Raw genomic sequence first — 15849 nt, 5'->3', positions numbered from 1 at the left:
GTGGAAGCGCGATGGCGCTACGTCAGTCGCTGAGCCGCATCCCGCGAACCATGAGCATCGACCACCGCTGTCCGCCGGCGGCCTCGATCCGTACGGCAACGGGACCAGCCGCTGCCTGTTCCTCGCGGTTGTGCAGAATCGACCCGTCGCAGGCCGTCGTGCCCGCCGCTTCGGCGTAGGCGTAGCTCAGCCGCCCGCCGCCGATACAGCTGACGCTGAAGTCAACCGGTCCGCTCGCATCAGGCTCGCCGAGTTCGGCCGTCCAGGCACCCGTCCTGTCCTTCAGGTTTTCGAGCACGCGCCCGGTCGTCGGTTCCTCGAGTGCCGGGAGCGTCGCCGAGAAACTGGACGAGGCAGGCCGGGAGGACGTGGCCGTCGTGACAGGCGAGTCGTCACCGGAGCAGGCCGCGAAGGACCCGGCCATCCCGATTGTCAGGAGGGCCCACGCTCCGACGCGGCAAGGTGCCTTCATCATTCGATCATCGCGGGTCCGGGGCGGGTGCACTGCCGGTTGGCGGCATTGTGACGCGGGGCTGAGCATGCGCGCGACCGCTCGTAGGCTGGGCACGCGAGCGACGAACGCCCGCCCTGTCCTGCGCGCTCGGTCAGGGCGACAACGAATCCGACCCGCGTATGGCGGGCACCATCGAGCGGCGCGGCTGGTCGGTGGTGATGGTGCCTGCGGATGCGTACGGGCCGCCGGACAAGCATCTGGCCGGCGTCATTCGGATCGCGGACCACGACCCGGGCGTGCCGTCCGGACTCGCCATCGTCACGACTCCGGAAAATGGCGGGCGTCGCAACCAAAGTTGCCCGACCATACGGAAGTGGAACAGAACGCACCGGGGGAAGCGCTCGTCCTCGATGTGAAACAGCCGGCTCGCCCGGGGCTGCGGGTCGAGGTCGCCGGCCGGGGTTCCCTCGTGCTGTGGCAGGGCGACGCGGTCGTGCTCGTCGCGCTGGTCGCGAACGACCATTGCGGCGTCGAGTACGCGGTGACCGGCCACTACCGCTCGCCCGTCGCGCCTATCCGGGCCGCTCACGCCGCATCCGTCGGCACACAGGGGCTTTCGCGATGGGCTCACCACATGGCGAGCGCGCTGACCGGCTCGGCGGAGGGACCGCTGCATACCGGCCGCTGGGCTCTGGGCGACGGCACCACCCATCTGCGGGGAGTCTCGCCGGCCCGCCCGTGGGAGGAATGCCTGCTGCCTGGGAACCGGGGATACGTCGACTGGTTCTGCAACAACGGGGTCTGGCAGGTCATCCCGCTGCGGCCGCTGGCCGGGCTGGAAGCGGGACGCGTCAAGGCGTACCGGAAACAGGTGAGGGACGGCGTTCTCGCGCCCGTTCTGCTCTGGTACATCAGCGGCCTGGACTGCTACGTGGTGCTGGACGGCCATGACCGGCTCGTCGCGGCGATGGCCGAGAAGGTGGAGCCGCCGACCCTCGCCCTCTACCTGGTCGACACCGAGCGGGCCGTCCGCGACACGGAAGCCGCGCTGAGCCGGTACGCCATCACGGCTGAGGCCCTGGAACGCCAGATCACCCGCGGCGCACCCGGGGCCGAGCGGGCGCTTGTCATTGTCGGCCGGCAGCTCGCCACGAGTCTCAAAACCTACGATTCCCGTACGGGGCAACGCGCGCGTGGCCGCTGCCGGGCGGGAGTGCGAAGTGGAAGGTCCTGGCCGCGGAGCATCTCCGGTCAGGCGACTGAGCCGCCCGCGGTCCGGCCGAAGCAGGCGGCGCGCAGCGTCTGCGGTCAGGCGACTGAGCGGGCCGCGGTCCGGCTGAAACGGGCGGCCAGGTGGGCGAAGGCCTCGGTCAGCTCGGGCGGCCCGACCACCTCGATCTCGGCGTCGAACCGGGCGACGGCCGCGGCCAGTGCGGCCCATGACCACGACCCGAGGGTGAGCCGGCAACGGTCGGGCCCGGCCTCCTCGACGACGCCGTCGCGGGTGTAGAGGGCCACCGTGGCGGCCGGCATGTCGAGGATCACCGTGCCCTGGCAGGGCCAGTTCCCGGAGGCGTCGCCCGATCCGCGGAACTTCCCGATCACATACGTCGCGACGTCACCACCGGGCAGCTCGCGCGGCGTGAAGCGAGGACCGTTCGGCGTCCGTACGGTGATCCGGTCGGCCCGGAAAGTACGCCAGTCGCCGCGGTCAAGGTCCCAGGCGATGAGGTACCAGCGCCCGTCCCACGTGATCAGGTGGTGGGGTTCGGCGCGGCGCGGGGGCGCGTCCGAGGTTCCGTAGTCGAAGCGCAACACCTCACGGGCGTGCACGGCGGCGCTGATGGCCAGCAGCACGTCGCCGTCGACCGGCGCGGCGGGACGGGTCGCGGGTCGTTCGACGGCCGTGATCCGCAGGGACTCGATGCGGTGGCGCAGCCGCGACGGCATCACCTGCCGGATCGTGTTCAGCGCCCGCGCCGAGGCCTCGGCCAGGGTGTCGCCCGAACTGGTGGCGGCGACCTGCAGGGCGATCGTGAGCGCGACGGCCTGATCGTCGTCGAACAGCAGCGGGGGCAGTTCGGTGCCGGCGCTGAGCCGGTAGCCACCGTCGGGACCCTTGACCGCGGCGATCGGATAGCCGAGCTCGCGCAGCCGGTCGACGTCGCGCCGCACCGTACGCAGGCTGATGTCGAGACGCTCGGCCAGCAGGGTGCCCGGCCAGTCCCGGCGCGCCTGCAGCAGCGAGAGCAGGGCCAGGAGCCGCGCGGAGGTTTTCGGCATGAACCGAATTCTGCCCGAAGTAGGTGCCACAACCTGGCACCTACCCCTGCGAATCTTGGTCTCACGCCGGGCCGCACCGGCCGGACAAACCAAGGAGCCAGAACCATGACGATCACCGCCACCACCCACCTGAACTTCCGCGGCGACGCCCGGGCGGCGCTGGAGTTCTACCAGTCCGTGTTCGGCGGCCACCTCACCGTCATCGCGTACGGGGATTTCGGCATGCCGAAGGAGCTGCCCGACGCCGACAAGGTCGTTTTCGGGCAGGTCACGGCCGACAGCGGCTTCCGCATCGCGGCCTACGACGCCCCCAGCCACTCCCCTGAGGCCGCCGCGCCGACCGCCACCACCCGCGAGAACGGCCTGACCCTGACCGGCGAGCGCTTCTTCGTGGCCGTGAACGGTGAGACGGCCGACGAGGTCGGCGCCCTGTGGGACAAGCTGGCCGACGGCGCCGAGATCGTCGAGAAGTTCGGCCCGTCGCCGTTCTCCCCCGGTTTCGGCATGCTGACCGACCGCTTCGGCGTCACCTGGGTCCTCCAGGTCACCGCCGCCCAGGCCGGCTGACACGTCACCCCGGCCGGCCGGGTCCGAGACGGTCTCGGGCCCGGTTCGCCGGGGGATTAATCGGAGGCGGCCTCGATCTTGGGTTTGCGATACTGCTGCGATGAAACTTGCCGAGGCCCTCGCGCTGCGCGCGGACGCGTCGCGCCGGGCGGAACAGCTCCGTTCGCGCATCGCCGGCAGCGCCCGCTTCCAGGAGGGTGAGACGCCGGCCGAAGACGCCGCCGCGCTTCTGGTCGAGGCGGGCGAAGTGCTCACGCAGCTCGAGTCGCTGATCCGCCGGATCAACCGCACCAACGCCGCCACCCCGGCCGAGGGCGGCACACTGACCGACGCCCTGGCCCGTCGTGACGTCCTGCGCCTGCGGCACAGCATCATCACCGCGGCCGCCGACGCCGCGGCCGGTGAGGGGCAGCGCGGATACCGGCAGCTGCGCTCGGAGCTCAAGATGATCCCGGCGCTGCCGGTCGCCGACATCCGGCGGCAGGCCGACGACCTGGCCCGGCAGATCCGCGAGGTGGACACGGTGATCCAGCGGATGAACTGGGAGGTCGATCTGCTCGACTGAGCGGGCGCGGAGCAGGTAGCCGACGTGGAGGCGTGCACAGACCCGAGGGCCGGCGGGTTATCCGGCCCACTCCTGGCGCGCCGGGGGCAGGCGCGGGGGTTCGACTCCCCGTTTCACAACGCATGCCCAGCACGCAAGACAGGTAACGGCGCACCGGGCACAGCACACCACCGCGTGCAGATCCACGACGGCGAGGGCGGGTACGGGGTACTCCGCGCACAAGAGAAGACAGCGGTCCCCGGTTGCCGCCGGGGACCGCCGCCGGCGGTCAGAGCGCCAGCCACAGAGCCTGTACGTAGGGCGGCTCCCAGCCTTCTTGTGAGGTGTGCGGCTGCCGGCAGGAATACCGCAGACCGCCGTACGTGACGACGTCGCCCTGCCGATAAGACACCCCAGGCGCCCAGGCCGTGGCGCTCGGAGGCGTTGTCGGAGGTGTCGTTGTCGGAGGTGTCGTTGTCGGCGGCGTCGTTGGCGGCGTGGCCGGAGGGGTCGTCGGGGGTGTCGTTGGCGGCGTGGTCGGAGGCGGCGTCGTCGGGGGCGGGTTGGTTCCGGCCGGCGGGTCGGTGGCGGCCAGCAACGCACCCAACGCCGAGGCCTGAGTACGCCAGTCACGCGCGTTCGGGTAGGACGAGGACGTCGCGCCGGTCCAGCGCTCCCCCAGCCGGTTGAGCGTGTCCCGATCAGCCGACCAGATCCGATCGGCCTGCGTACGGGCGTACGTCCGATAGCTCGCCTGCCCGGTCACGTCGGCCAGATCCATCAGGTGCCGCATGAAGATGCCCTTGAACTGCTTGCCGTTGTCGTCGCACGTACGGTTGTCGGCGTCGCAGGCCTCGGTCAGGATGCCGTTCTTGGTCAGCACACCGTTGGCGGTGGCAGCATCGGCCAGCGCCCGCGCCTTGCTCAGCACGGCCGCGTTGCCGTTGGCGCGATAGAGCTCGACCGCCGCCCCGATCGCCAGGCCCTGGTTGTAGGTCCAGACGGTGTCGTTGTTGTTGGCGCAGGCCCGGGTCAGGCCGTCATTGACCAGATTGGACCCATTGATCAGACCGCTGTTGACGAACCAGTTCCAGCCGGTCGTCGCCCGATTGAGCCAGGCCGTGTCGCCCGCGATGCGGTTGTGCAGGGCGGCCGCCAGCCGGATGTAGAGGCCGATCGTGACCGAGTTCTTGTACGTGCGTTCCCGGTCCCACCACACGCCCCCACCGCAGGTCGAGGTGTCCCAGAAGCTGCTGACGTAGTTGGCGATCGTCACCGCCTCGTTGAGGTACTTGGCGTCGCGGGTCAGGTCGTACGCCTGGACCCAGGCCAGCCCCCACCAACCGGCGTCGTCCACGGCCCGGCTGATGAAGTTGCCCTCGATCGGGTCGCTGCTCTTCACCCCGGCCGGGAAGGCGACCCGGTTCACAGTGAACGTGCGGTCGACGGCCCACATGTAGTCGGTACGGCCGGTGCGTTTCATCCAGGCCATCACCGCGGTGATCGAGTCGGCCGTGTTCCACCAGCTCGACAGCCACCACGCGGTGTCCGGCTGGTAGTTGTACATCAGCGCGTCGACGGCGGCCGCGGCCCGGTTGTCGGAGGGCCGCGCCCACGCCGTACAGCTGCCGTTGTTACCGGTGACCGCCCGTCCACAGGCGCGCAAGGCACCCCCGTACAGGAAAGCCTTGGTGTCTCGGGAAGCGAAGAGCGCGGTGCGGGTGCCGGTGGCGCCGCTGGGGGTGCTGACCCGGCCGAGGGAGGAGCCGCCGCCCCAGGAGGAGCCCTCGTCCCACGACCGGTCGAGCCAGAGCTCGTCGCCGGCCGCCCCGCCGCCGATGGTGGCCCAGACCATGCCCCGGGTGTCGGTGTGCAGCGCGATCGTGCGGCCGCTGAGGGTGGTGGACGGGACCGGTTGGCTGTCCCCGGATCCGGCCGCGGAGTGATCACAGACCACATCACAGGCTCCCGTACGCACCCAGTCCGTGCACTGGATGCCCGACGCGTCGCCGCAGGCCCGGATCATCCCGCGCCGGTGGTGCGACGGGTCCGACAGGTTGTACATGAGGGTGCGGGTGCCGGTCCAGCCGCCCGGGACGGAGGCCTTGCCGAGCAGGCCGTCCCAGGTGGCGCCGCCGTCGAAGGTGCGGTCGAGCCACACCGAGTCGCCGGAGCCGCCGTTGTCGATGCTGCCCCACGCCATGGCGTCGGCGTCGGACAAGTGCAGGGAGATGCGGCGGCCGTTCTGCGTCTTGTCGGGGACCGGGAACGTGTCCTGCTTGGCCTTCGACGGGTCGAGCATGTCGCAGTTCACGGAGCAGATGACGGCAGCCGCGAGCGGAATGGTGGAGGCCACGGCCTCCGGTTCGGTGGTGGGCCGGGCCTGCGCGGGCGTGCCGCTGAGGACGACGGCGAGGAACGTGACAACGGCGAGGACAACGCGCTTCACAAAGTACATATTGATAAACATCAACGCCTGACAGCAATGATTGTTAACCGAGTCTGCCCTTTCGCGCCGGTCCGGCTACGGTGAGTCGCGATGACGGCCGCTGCGCCGCGGCTCGGGCGCGCGCTCAGGGAAGCCGCACGCGCACCTGGACCGGCAGATGGTCGCTCGGGAACTGGCTCCCCCGGCGGTACGTGTTGATCAGCGCGGCCGTGACGACCACATCGGCCGAGGTCAGCACCCAGTCGATCCGCGGACCGCCCGACACGAGGGGGCGGTAACCGTGGAAGGTCCCGTACGCGGGCCCGCGCTCCTGAGCCGTCATCCACGAGTCCCGCAGACCGGCCCGCGCCACCAGCACGTCGTAGACATGGCCGCCGAGCCGGGCCGGACTGTTGAAGTCGCCGGTCAGGACGATCGGGCCCATGGCCTTGATGCGGTGCCGGATCAGCATGGCGGCCCGGAAACGCGCGTATTCGCTGGCATTGTCGAGATGGGTGTTGACGGCGTAGAACTGCTTTCCCGTCGTACGGTCGAGAAACCGCCCCCACGTGACCATGCGGACCGACCAGCCGCCCCAGGTTTCCGAACCGGGTATCGCCGGGGTGTTGGAGAGCCAGAAATTTCCGTACGCCTGCGGGGTCAGCCGTTCCTTGCGATAGAGGATCGCCGAGAACTCGCCCCGGGTGCCGCCGAGCCGCCCCTTGCCCACATAACCGTAGGCGTCGTCGAGGTCGCCGACGATGTCGCTCAGCTGCTCGGAAAGCCCCTCCTGGATGCCGATCAGGTCGGGCCGCTCGGTCGCCAGCAGGTTGCGCATCACCGGGCGGCGCTGGGCCCACGAGTTGGGCGTGGCGGTGCTGCCGTAGCGCAGGTTGAACGTCATCACGTGCAGGTCACCGGGCTTCGCGGGGCCGGCCAGCCGCTCCATGGCCGAGGTCGCCGCGGCCACCGGCGCGACGGTGAGGGCCAGCGTGCTCAGCACGGCGAGCAGAGCGATCAGCGACCGTACGGTGGATAGACCGCCACGAATCGCCATCAGCTCATGATAGGCCCTGTTTGACATGTATCGATGATTGTCTATTCACGGTTACGGTGTGGCCGGGCAACCCGCCCGCCTCCATCCCGCACCGGCCAGACAGGACGATCCCTATGCGCCTCCTCGCCCGGACCCTGCTCGCGCTGCTCGTCACCGGCCTGTTACTCCCGGCCACTCCCGCCGCGGCCGCCGAACCCCCGCCCGGCCCGTCGGTCGTCGGTGGTCAGCAGGCCACGGAGAACTACCCGTTCATGGTGTACACCTCCGGCTGCACCGGTTCGCTGATCAAGTCGAACTGGGTGGTCACGGCCAAACACTGCCCGACCCCTTCCTCCGTACGGGTGGGAAGCATCAACCGCAGCAGCGGCGGAACCGTCGTCTCGGTGCGGCGCGCGGTCAGTCACCCGCGGATCGACGTGAAGCTGTTCGAACTGGCGTCGTCGGTCACCTATGCTCCGGCTCCGATCCCGACCACCTCCGGGGCCGTCGGCACCGCCACCCGCATCATCGGCTGGGGTCAGACCTGCGCCCCGCGCGGTTGCGGTTCCGCGCCGACGATCGCCCACCAGCTCGACACGTCGATCGTCGCCGACAGCCGCTGCGCGGGCATCGACTCCGCGTACGAGATCTGCACCAACAACACCGGCGGCGTGGCCGGCGCCTGCTACGGCGACTCGGGCGGCCCTCAGGTCCGTACGGTCAGCGGCCGCTGGAACCTGATCGGCGTGACCAGCCGGGCCGGCAACAGCAGCTCGACCTGCGCCACCGCCCCCTCGATCTACGGCGACCTGCCGTCGATCCGGGCCTGGGTGAACACCCAGGTCGGCGGCCTCCCGTCCTGACCGGCACCGCCACCGCGCACATCCCGGCTCGAGGCCGCCGTCAGAACCAGGCGCTGGTCTCGAGCCGCCCGGTGTTGCCGAGGTCGAGCGTCGACGGCAGGGTGACGAGCTGGCGCATCCCGCCCTCGGACACGGCCACCGCCAGCGACTCCCCGGTGTCCACCCCGCCGCTGATCGAGGTCACGGTGTTGCGCCAGGACAGCACGGCCATCGCCCCCGCGCCCGGTTTCAGCACGAGCCGCCCCGGCGCCGCGGTGTAGTGCCGGCTGGCCTCGACCGAGATCTTCAGCGGACGACCGTCCTCGTCGAGCACGACGATGTCCGGGCGCCCCCTCAGTTCGTACGGCTCGGTGCCGCAGTTCCGGATGTGCAGGCCCATCTCCCGGTATCCCGCCGCCGCATCCCCCCGATCGGCCGTGATGAGCACGCCGGTCAGCGAGCACGCGGACACCGCCTCGACCGCCTCCGGAGCCGCGGGACCGGCCGGGCTGCTCGCGACGACCGATGGCGCCGGTGCGCTGGGCGTCGCCGTCGGCATCAGCCCGTCGGCGGCCCGCCACGGCTCCGAGCACGAGGCCAGCAGCGGAACCACAAGCACCAGCAGCAGCAATCGGCGGACCCCAGGCACGCCGCCGATCATGTCGTACCCTCGCCACCCGCCGTCACGGCCAGAACTCCGTCGTCATGCCCGACGACCACCGTGCGCCCGACCGCCGTCACACAGCGCGGACTCACGTCGAGCGGGACGAGCGCGACGGAACCCCGCGCCGGTTGCCAGATCCGCAGGTTCCGGTCGGCGCGACTGACCGTGACGACGGCAATGCTTTCCCCGTACGGCACAGCGGCTACACCGATCACGTCGCGGTGCCGGGGATCCGGCGGCAGGGGGTCGTTCAGGCGCACGCCGAAGGTCTCCCACATCGAGACCGTGCCGTTGCGGTCGGCGAGCAGGACCGGCGCCCGATATCCGAGCCGCCGGGGAGCGACGACGCCGCCGACGATGTGTTCGTGACCGATCGCCGCCAGCCCGGCCGGGTCCGGCGCCATGGTGGAACGGTTCCCGTGCACGGCCGCCGACTCCCACACGTCGACGACGGTGTCGCCGTACAGGACGATGAGGTCGGTGCCGCTCCACGACGGCTGGTCGGTGAAGTCGAGGGCGGCCAGGCCGGCCACGGCCCGGTCCTCGCGCCGGAACAGCTCGACGTGTGGCCGCTCGGCCAGTGGCTCCCACAGTTCGACCCCGCCACCGGCGTCACCGACCGCGAGCAGGCGTCGTCCCTGCATCACGGAGAGCCACGGCACGGCGTGCTCGTGCCGGGCGTGGGGCACGAGGACCGCCGCCAACGACCGCACCGGCGTTCCACCACCGCGTACGGCCTCGCCGAGGGGATTCGCCGTCGACCGTTCCCACCGATGCAGGGCGCCGTCCGGGTCGGCGGTGACGATGACCGTGTCGTCGGGGGCGTAGACGCTGACCGCGGGGCCGGGCATTACCGGCAGCACCTGACCGCCGGTTTCAACGTCCCACGCCGTGGTCCCGGACGGACCCGCAGCCAGAACCGCCCCCTCGCCCAGCGCGGCGAGTGCGTCGACCGCCCTGCTCCCGACCCGCCATCGCACCCGCGCCTCCAGGGCGGCCGAAGCCGGAACCCCGCCCGGGGCGGGCCGGAACCCGGTCACGCCGTCGGCGACAGTCTCGGCCGGCGCCGAGGCCGGATCGACCGGTTCGACGTCGTCCTGCTCGTTGATCAGGTCCGCGATCGAATACACCTGGTCGCACTCGACGCAGCGCAGGTGCCCGGCCAGGCGTGCCAGCGTGCGCGCCCACGGAACCGAGTCGTCGCCCTGGAGGGCCACCATCGCGGCGACCAGGCACCACACCGCATCGGCCGGGGCGTGCACCGGCACACCGGCGGCGGCCACCTGCCGGGCCGCATCGAGGAAGCCCGACCAGCCCGGCCCCAGATCCACGTCGTCGATGGCCCGGGCCAGGCTCGGCCACGGTTCGAGGCCGAGCGGCGGCAGCTCCACGACCGGCGGCGGGCACGGCGGCCCGATCGGATCGGCGAAGCCGCCGACCTCGTACTCGGCCTCGCACCCGGCGCAGACCATCCGCACGTAACCCTCACCCGGCGACAGGAACTCCCACAGTGCCCGGCCGACCGGGTGCCCGGTGAACGCCACGCACGACAGGGCGAAATACCCGACCTCGCCCGGCGGGACCGCCCCGTCGGCGAGGAAGTCACCCACCGCAAGAACGTCCGCTCGGCGCAGCGCCGCGGTCAGACCTTCCTGGAGGCCGGCCGCCGGCGGCGACTCGAACTCGCCGGCCCCGGCCGTGACCATGAACCCGATCTCGATCCACAGCGTCCGCCGGGCGTCCATCGGCAGCTCGGGCGCCAGCTCGACCAGGTGCGGAATGGCCGCCGACGTCACCCCGTACACCGATCCCTGGTGCAGCAACTCGTCGCACAGCTCGCGCCAGGGCTCGCCCAGCTCCCGAGTCGAAACCACTTCCCGCAACCGGGCGATCGCGTTGGCGGTCGAGTAGCAGGCGGACAGCCCGTCCCACAGCGGGCTGTCGAGGGGCAGCTTGTCGATCACCCCGGCACCCTAACGAGCGCCTGTTTCGTAGCTGAGGTGGGGCTAGCGGGCTCGCCTATATGACGATCAACTGTATATTGGCGGGCATGGCGAGCATGCGGCGACCGAGCTTTCTGATCCTGTCGGCGCTCGCTCCGGCCCCGCTGCACGGATACGCGGTGATCAAAGAAGTGGCGCGGCTGTCGGACGACAAGACGCGCCTCGCCGCCGGCACGTTGTATGCGGCGCTCGACCGGCTCAGCGACGAAGGCCTGGTCGAGGTCGACCGTGAGGAAACGGTCGACGGCCGGCTCCGCCGCTATTACCGGCTGACCGATCAGGGCATCGCCACGCTGGCCGCCGAGGCCGAGCAGATGCGGCGCGACGCACGGATGGTCAGCCAACGGCTGAGCCACCGCGCGTCGGCTTCCGACAACCCCTCACCCCCCAGCGGCGGCAAGTACGGAGTCCGGCCCGCCGGTGCTCCCCGCCCGGCCTGAGACCCCGGAGGGATCACCGTGCCTGAGGACATCCGCACCGCGCGCCTGACCCGCGGGTACCGGCGGTGGCTGCTGGCCTACCCCCGGGCGTACCGGCGCGAGCGTGGCCCGGAGATCCTCGCGACGCTGCTCGACGCCGCCGATCCGGGCCGGTCGCGGCCGGCCGCGCGCGAGGCCGCGTTGCTGCTGCGGCACGGCCTCGGCCGGCGTGTCGCCGAGTTCGGGCGCCGGGCGTTTGTGATCGCGGCGTTCGCGGCCGTGCTCGGCGGGCTGGGCGGGATTGCGCTCGGGTCGTGGCTGGCCTGGCGGGACGTGGACCCGATGGCGCCCGACAAGGCCACCGCCATCGGGCTCGCGCCCACGGTCCTGCCGGTCCCCTTCGACGACCGGGCCGACCAGTACGGGCGGCACACCTTCTGGAACCCGTACAGCAAGAATTCTTTGTTCGGCGGCACCGGCGTCCGCGCCGGCCGGACCAGTGTGACCGGCATGATGCCCCCGCACGCTCGCGTGGAGCAGGTCGCCGCCGACGTCACCCGGCAGATGCGCGCACACGGCTGGCAGGACGTGCACACCACGGGTCCACAGAGCGGGTTCGCCGAGGTGACCGGCACGCGCAGCGGCTATCTCGCCGCGGTGCAGATCACCCAGGCCGAGTCCAACCCGTCCGCCCTGAACTTCGACCTCATGTGGGCCGAGCCGCCCGGCCACGTGCGCGACACCGTCCTCGGCGGCCTGGCCGGCGCACTGCTCGGCGCCCTGCTCGGGCTTTACACCTCGAAGCGCATGCGCCGCTACGGGCCGGGCCGGCAGCGGATGTACTCCGGACTCTGCGTCACCACGCTGCTGCTGCTCGCCCCGGCCGGCCTGGGCAACATCCCCACCTCGACCGGCTCCCTGCTGGCCAACACCCACCGCAACGGCCACGGCCCCTCGGTGTACTGGGGCGGTTTCGTGTTCCTCGGGGCCGAGCCGCTCGCCCTCCTGTCGCTGATCCCGATCCTCGCGGTCGTCGTCTGCTGCGTCTGGCCACGACGGGCACCCGTCCACACACCCACCACGGCCTGACCCGGGTCGGGTAGCCGACAGAGACGTACGCGGGCTGGTCGTCGGCGCCCTTCGCGGGCATGGATGAAGGGTGGGACGTACCGCATCGGCTGGTGGTGATCGACGGGCCGGCCACTCATGCGGCGTGGGACATCCCGATCGGGGAGACCGCGGTCGGGCGGGACAATCCGCTCGGGCTGGTCACCGACGGCACGGTCAGCCGACGGCACGTTCTGGTGTCGCGGCACGGCGATCAGGTCGCGCTGCGTGACCTCGGGTCGACCAACGGCACCTGGGTCAACCATGACCGGCTGCGGGGCGAAACGAGGCCGCTGCATCCCGGTGACACCGTGCGGCTGGGAGACGTCCGGCTCCGGTACGACTCACCGGCGCGCCGGCCGCAGGCGCAGCCCATGCGGTTCGGTGATGTGCACGGGCCGGTGAACACCGGGCCGGGCCGCCAGTATGTGGCCGGCCGGGATCAGCACATCGGCGACCGGTTCACGTACACCAACGACTACGACGCCTCGGACGAGATGTTCCAGGGCCGCGGTTTCGGCCGCTTCCTGATGATCTTCGGCTGGCTGCTCTCGCTGGGCGGGTTCGCGCTGATCGGCTACTTCTTCATGGTCGCGTTCGGCTCCTCGATCGACGACCCGGTGGGGCGTGACCCGATGGCCGTCGAACTGGTCCCGGGCGTGCCGGTCCTGCCCGTCGGCGCGGCCGCGTTCCTGTTCGGAGCCGTCCTGGCCGGCATCGGCAGCGGCATGTCCAAGGCCGCCCGCAAACGTGCGGAACGAAGGGGAAACGCATGAGTACGTTCGGCAACGTCCACGGCCCGGTCAACACCGGCTCGGGCAACCAGTTCGTCGCCGGTCGCGACCAGTATCTGGCCGGCCGCGACCAGCACATCGGCGGCGCCGCGCCGCAACTGACCCAGGAGATCGACCGTCTGCGGGAGGCGCTGGACGAGCTCCGCCTGACCGGCGCCGAACGCAAGGCGGCCGAGGCCCGGCTGGACGAGGCCGAGCGCGCCCTGCCCGACAAGGCCGCGGCGGGATCACACCTGCAACGGTTCGCCGCCGGCCTGCGCGACGCGGGCGCCCTCGCCACGGCGGGGACCGCGCTGGTCACGTCGATGCGCGCACTCGGCGCCCTGGTCGGCCTGCCTCTGATCTGACGCGCGGGGACCGGCGCCCGCTGTGAAACCGAGCGTGGACACGCGTGGGCCGGCGCCCGCCGTGAAGCCGGGCGCGGGCACGCGTGGGCCGGCGCCTGCCGTGGAGCCCAGCGCGGGCGCGTGTGGGCCGGCGCCCGCCGTAAAGCGGGCGCCGGCCCTGGAAGCGGCCCCGCTACGAGCGGGCGAACCACACGCCGGCGTCGCCGCAGCCGATGATGTCGGCCTTGCCGTCGCCGGTGGAGTCGACGACGAAGCGCGGGTGCTTGTCGACCCGCCAGCCGCCCGCGACGTAGCCGAAGTTCGTCACGACCAGTCCGGGCGGTTCGAACTTGCCGCCGCCCAGCGAGCGGGACACCCAGACACCGGCGTCGCCGAAACCGACGATGTCGAGCCGGCCGTCGCCGGTGGTGTCGGCCAGGAACCGCGGGTGGTTCTCGACCCGCCAGCCCCCAGCGACGTAACCGAAGTTCGCCACGACCAGCTCGGGCGCCGAATAGGAACCGTCGGCCTGGGCCAGTGAGATCCAGACTCCGGCGTCGCCGAAGCCGAGGATGTCGGCCCGCCCGTCGCCGGTCAGGTCGGCGACGAACCGCGGGTGCTTCTCGACCCGCCAGCCGCCGGCGGTGTAGCCGAAGTTGTTCACCACCAGCTGGGGTGCGGTGTACGAGCCGTTCGGCTGGGCGCGGGAGATCCAGACCCCGGCGTCGCCGAAACCGACGATGTCGGCCCGCTTGTCGCCGGTGGTGTCGGCCATGAAGCGCGGGTGCCTCTCGACCCGCCAGCCGCCCGCGGTGTAGCCGAAGTTCGCCACGACCAGGCGCAACGCGTCGTACGACCCGTTCGCCTGCGCGCGTGACACGTACACCCCGGCGTCACCGAAACCGACGATGTCGGCCCGCCCGTCCGCGGTGGTGTCGGCCATGAACCGCGGATGCCGATCCACCCGCCAGCCACCGGCGACGTAGCCGAAGTCCGGGACCACCAGACGCAACGCGTCGAACGAGCCGTCCGCCTGCGCCCGCGACACGTACACCCCGGCATCACCGAAACCGACGATGTCCGCACGCCCGTCGGCGGTCGTGTCGGCCAGCATGCGCGGATGCTTGTCCACCCGCCAGCCACCCGCGACGTAGCCGAAGTCGCCGACGCGCAGCACCGGCGGCTCGAACCCGCCGCTGGCCAGCGCCCGCGACACGTACACACCGGCGTTGCCGAAACCGACCATGTCGGCCCGCTTGTCGTTGCTGGTGTCGGCCATCAGGCGCGGGTGGCTCTCGACCCGCCAGCCACCCGCCGAGTAGCCGAAGTTACGGATCACCAACTGCGGCGACCAGCCGAGGTGGCTCGGGGTGTACTCGCACAGCGCGAAGTCGTTGGCCTTCATCAGGCAGCTGACCCCGCCTCCGGCCGCGCACGTCTCACAGTTGCCGTTGGCCACCCCGTACCGGCCGAACGCTCCGCCGCAGGTGCACCCGCTCGCCGCGTACTCGTCGGGCGCGTTGAAGATGTGCCCGGTCTCGTGCGCGAACACGCGGTCGATGTTGTCCGGTCCCCACCCGTCGTTGCGGTAGTCCATCACCAGGTGCGGGCCGCCGAAATAGGCGTACGCGAAGTGGTTGACCGGATATTTGGTGATGAACGCGCAGTAGGTCCAGCGCGTGCCGAATTCGGAGCGCAGGCTTTCCACGTACGCGACGACACCGTTCCAGTTCGCCGGGAAGCCCATGGCCGCCATCGCCCCGTCCCGGAAGATCGCTTCCTTGTCGGCCGCGGCCGGGTCGGCGGGCGTGGTGAGCGTGACGTTCTGGATGTCGTAGGCGAAGGTGATCCCGGCCAGCGGGTTCTGTACGGCGTAGAAGCCGAGCCCGTTCTGCACCTCGGCGACCGCCTTGATCGCCTCGGCGTCGGTGAACTGCAGATCCGCGGTCGGCCCCTGCACGATGATGATGCCGACCGCGACCGAGCCCTCGAGGTAGGCGCTGGTCGGCGCCGGTGCGGGCGCACCCGGCGTGATCGACTGGGTCAGCTGCGCGTCGGGCGGCGGGGGCACGATCGTGGTGCAGTCCGGCATGTCCCACGTCTCGCCGTCGCGGGGCCGGTTGTCCTTGCTCGTACGGAATTCCGCCGACTCGCGCAACCGGAACGCGGACAGGCCGATCCGTTCGACGTCGCTCAGCTCGTCCGTGGCCGGAATCGCCTCGGCCGCGCTGTCGGCCGGGCCGCCCCGGGGCACCGCGAGGATGCCTAACCGGCCGTACCGATGGATGATCCGCTCATCCTGCTCGCCCGCGGCCGGGGCCAGCGCCGCCTCCGGCTGGTTCCACACTGTCCGTTCGGTGATTCCCAGGTCGCCGGCCATCG

General features: G+C 71.3%; 14 protein-coding genes. 7 read left to right on the top strand and 7 right to left on the bottom strand.

Annotated features, from left to right (window positions below):
* Positions 1 to 22 precede the first annotated feature (22 nt).
* Together JIG36_RS23555 and JIG36_RS23550 are read right to left on the bottom strand one after the other, a co-directional pair.
* Positions 23 to 298, bottom strand: coding sequence for a hypothetical protein (locus JIG36_RS23555; RefSeq protein WP_203378532.1), 276 nt, complete (start codon positions 296 to 298; stop codon positions 23 to 25).
* A gap of 1464 nt (positions 299 to 1762) precedes the next feature.
* Positions 1763 to 2737: a helix-turn-helix transcriptional regulator gene (locus JIG36_RS23550; protein WP_203378531.1), complete on the bottom strand. Its 975-nt coding sequence runs from the start codon at positions 2735 to 2737 to the stop codon at positions 1763 to 1765.
* 105 nt (positions 2738 to 2842) lie between these two features.
* On the opposite strand from JIG36_RS23550, the gene JIG36_RS23545 reads away from it, so the two are divergent.
* Positions 2843 to 3304, top strand: coding sequence for a VOC family protein (locus JIG36_RS23545; RefSeq protein ID WP_203378530.1), 462 nt, complete (start codon positions 2843 to 2845; stop codon positions 3302 to 3304).
* A gap of 100 nt (positions 3305 to 3404) precedes the next feature.
* The gene (locus tag JIG36_RS23540; RefSeq protein WP_203378529.1) at positions 3405 to 3869 is read left to right on the top strand and encodes a DIP1984 family protein; all 465 of its coding nucleotides are present in this window, start codon (positions 3405 to 3407) and stop codon (positions 3867 to 3869) included.
* A 268-nt stretch (positions 3870 to 4137) separates the two neighbouring features.
* On the opposite strand, the gene JIG36_RS54160 is transcribed toward JIG36_RS23540, so the two are convergent.
* Together JIG36_RS54160 and JIG36_RS23530 are read right to left on the bottom strand one after the other, a co-directional pair.
* Positions 4138 to 6297, bottom strand: a complete 2160-nt coding sequence (locus JIG36_RS54160; RefSeq protein WP_203378528.1) for a glycoside hydrolase family 76 protein — start codon at positions 6295 to 6297, stop codon at positions 4138 to 4140.
* Between the two features lie 124 nt (positions 6298 to 6421).
* A complete protein-coding gene (locus JIG36_RS23530) occupies positions 6422 to 7333 on the bottom strand; it encodes an endonuclease/exonuclease/phosphatase family protein (RefSeq protein WP_236048103.1) in 912 nt (303 codons plus the stop codon).
* A gap of 113 nt (positions 7334 to 7446) precedes the next feature.
* Between JIG36_RS23530 and JIG36_RS23525 the strand changes: the two genes are divergently transcribed.
* The gene (locus tag JIG36_RS23525) at positions 7447 to 8175 is read left to right on the top strand and encodes a S1 family peptidase (RefSeq protein ID WP_203378526.1); all 729 of its coding nucleotides are present in this window, start codon (positions 7447 to 7449) and stop codon (positions 8173 to 8175) included.
* Between the two features lie 40 nt (positions 8176 to 8215).
* Here the strand turns inward: JIG36_RS23525 and JIG36_RS23520 are convergent, their stop codons facing one another.
* Both JIG36_RS23520 and JIG36_RS23515 read right to left on the bottom strand, forming a co-directional pair.
* A complete protein-coding gene (locus tag JIG36_RS23520; RefSeq protein WP_203378525.1) occupies positions 8216 to 8803 on the bottom strand; it encodes a DUF4232 domain-containing protein in 588 nt (195 codons plus the stop codon).
* 8 nt (positions 8804 to 8811) lie between these two features.
* Positions 8812 to 10782 (bottom strand): WD40 repeat domain-containing protein, encoded by a 1971-nt coding sequence (locus tag JIG36_RS23515; protein WP_203378524.1) that lies wholly within the window; start codon positions 10780 to 10782, stop codon positions 8812 to 8814.
* Between the two features lie 86 nt (positions 10783 to 10868).
* On the opposite strand from JIG36_RS23515, the gene JIG36_RS23510 reads away from it, so the two are divergent.
* Genes JIG36_RS23510 through JIG36_RS23495 form a run of 4 tightly spaced genes read left to right on the top strand, consistent with a single transcriptional unit; the run spans position 10869 to position 13488 of the window.
* Complete coding sequence (locus JIG36_RS23510; RefSeq protein ID WP_236048102.1) at positions 10869 to 11261, top strand: PadR family transcriptional regulator; 393 nt, start codon at positions 10869 to 10871, stop codon at positions 11259 to 11261.
* An 18-nt stretch (positions 11262 to 11279) separates the two neighbouring features.
* Positions 11280 to 12329, top strand: a complete 1050-nt coding sequence (locus JIG36_RS23505) for a hypothetical protein (RefSeq protein WP_203378523.1) — start codon at positions 11280 to 11282, stop codon at positions 12327 to 12329.
* 59 nt (positions 12330 to 12388) lie between these two features.
* On the top strand, positions 12389 to 13123 hold the full coding sequence (locus JIG36_RS23500; RefSeq protein WP_203378522.1) for an FHA domain-containing protein: 735 nt from the start codon (positions 12389 to 12391) through the stop codon (positions 13121 to 13123).
* The gene (locus JIG36_RS23495) at positions 13120 to 13488 is read left to right on the top strand and encodes a hypothetical protein (protein WP_203378521.1); all 369 of its coding nucleotides are present in this window, start codon (positions 13120 to 13122) and stop codon (positions 13486 to 13488) included. Before JIG36_RS23500 ends, JIG36_RS23495 begins: the two co-directional genes overlap by 4 nt.
* 172 nt (positions 13489 to 13660) lie before the next feature.
* Here the strand turns inward: JIG36_RS23495 and JIG36_RS23490 are convergent, their stop codons facing one another.
* Positions 13661 to 15847, bottom strand: coding sequence for an FG-GAP repeat domain-containing protein (locus JIG36_RS23490; protein ID WP_203378520.1), 2187 nt, complete (start codon positions 15845 to 15847; stop codon positions 13661 to 13663).
* Positions 15848 to 15849 lie beyond the last annotated feature (2 nt).

It is taken from the genome of Paractinoplanes ovalisporus (genome assembly GCF_016834655.1).
Taxonomy (GTDB): domain Bacteria; phylum Actinomycetota; class Actinomycetes; order Mycobacteriales; family Micromonosporaceae; genus Actinoplanes; species Actinoplanes ovalisporus.
Note: the sequence above shows the minus strand (reverse complement) of the source record. Positions and strands in the feature narration are given on the sequence as shown.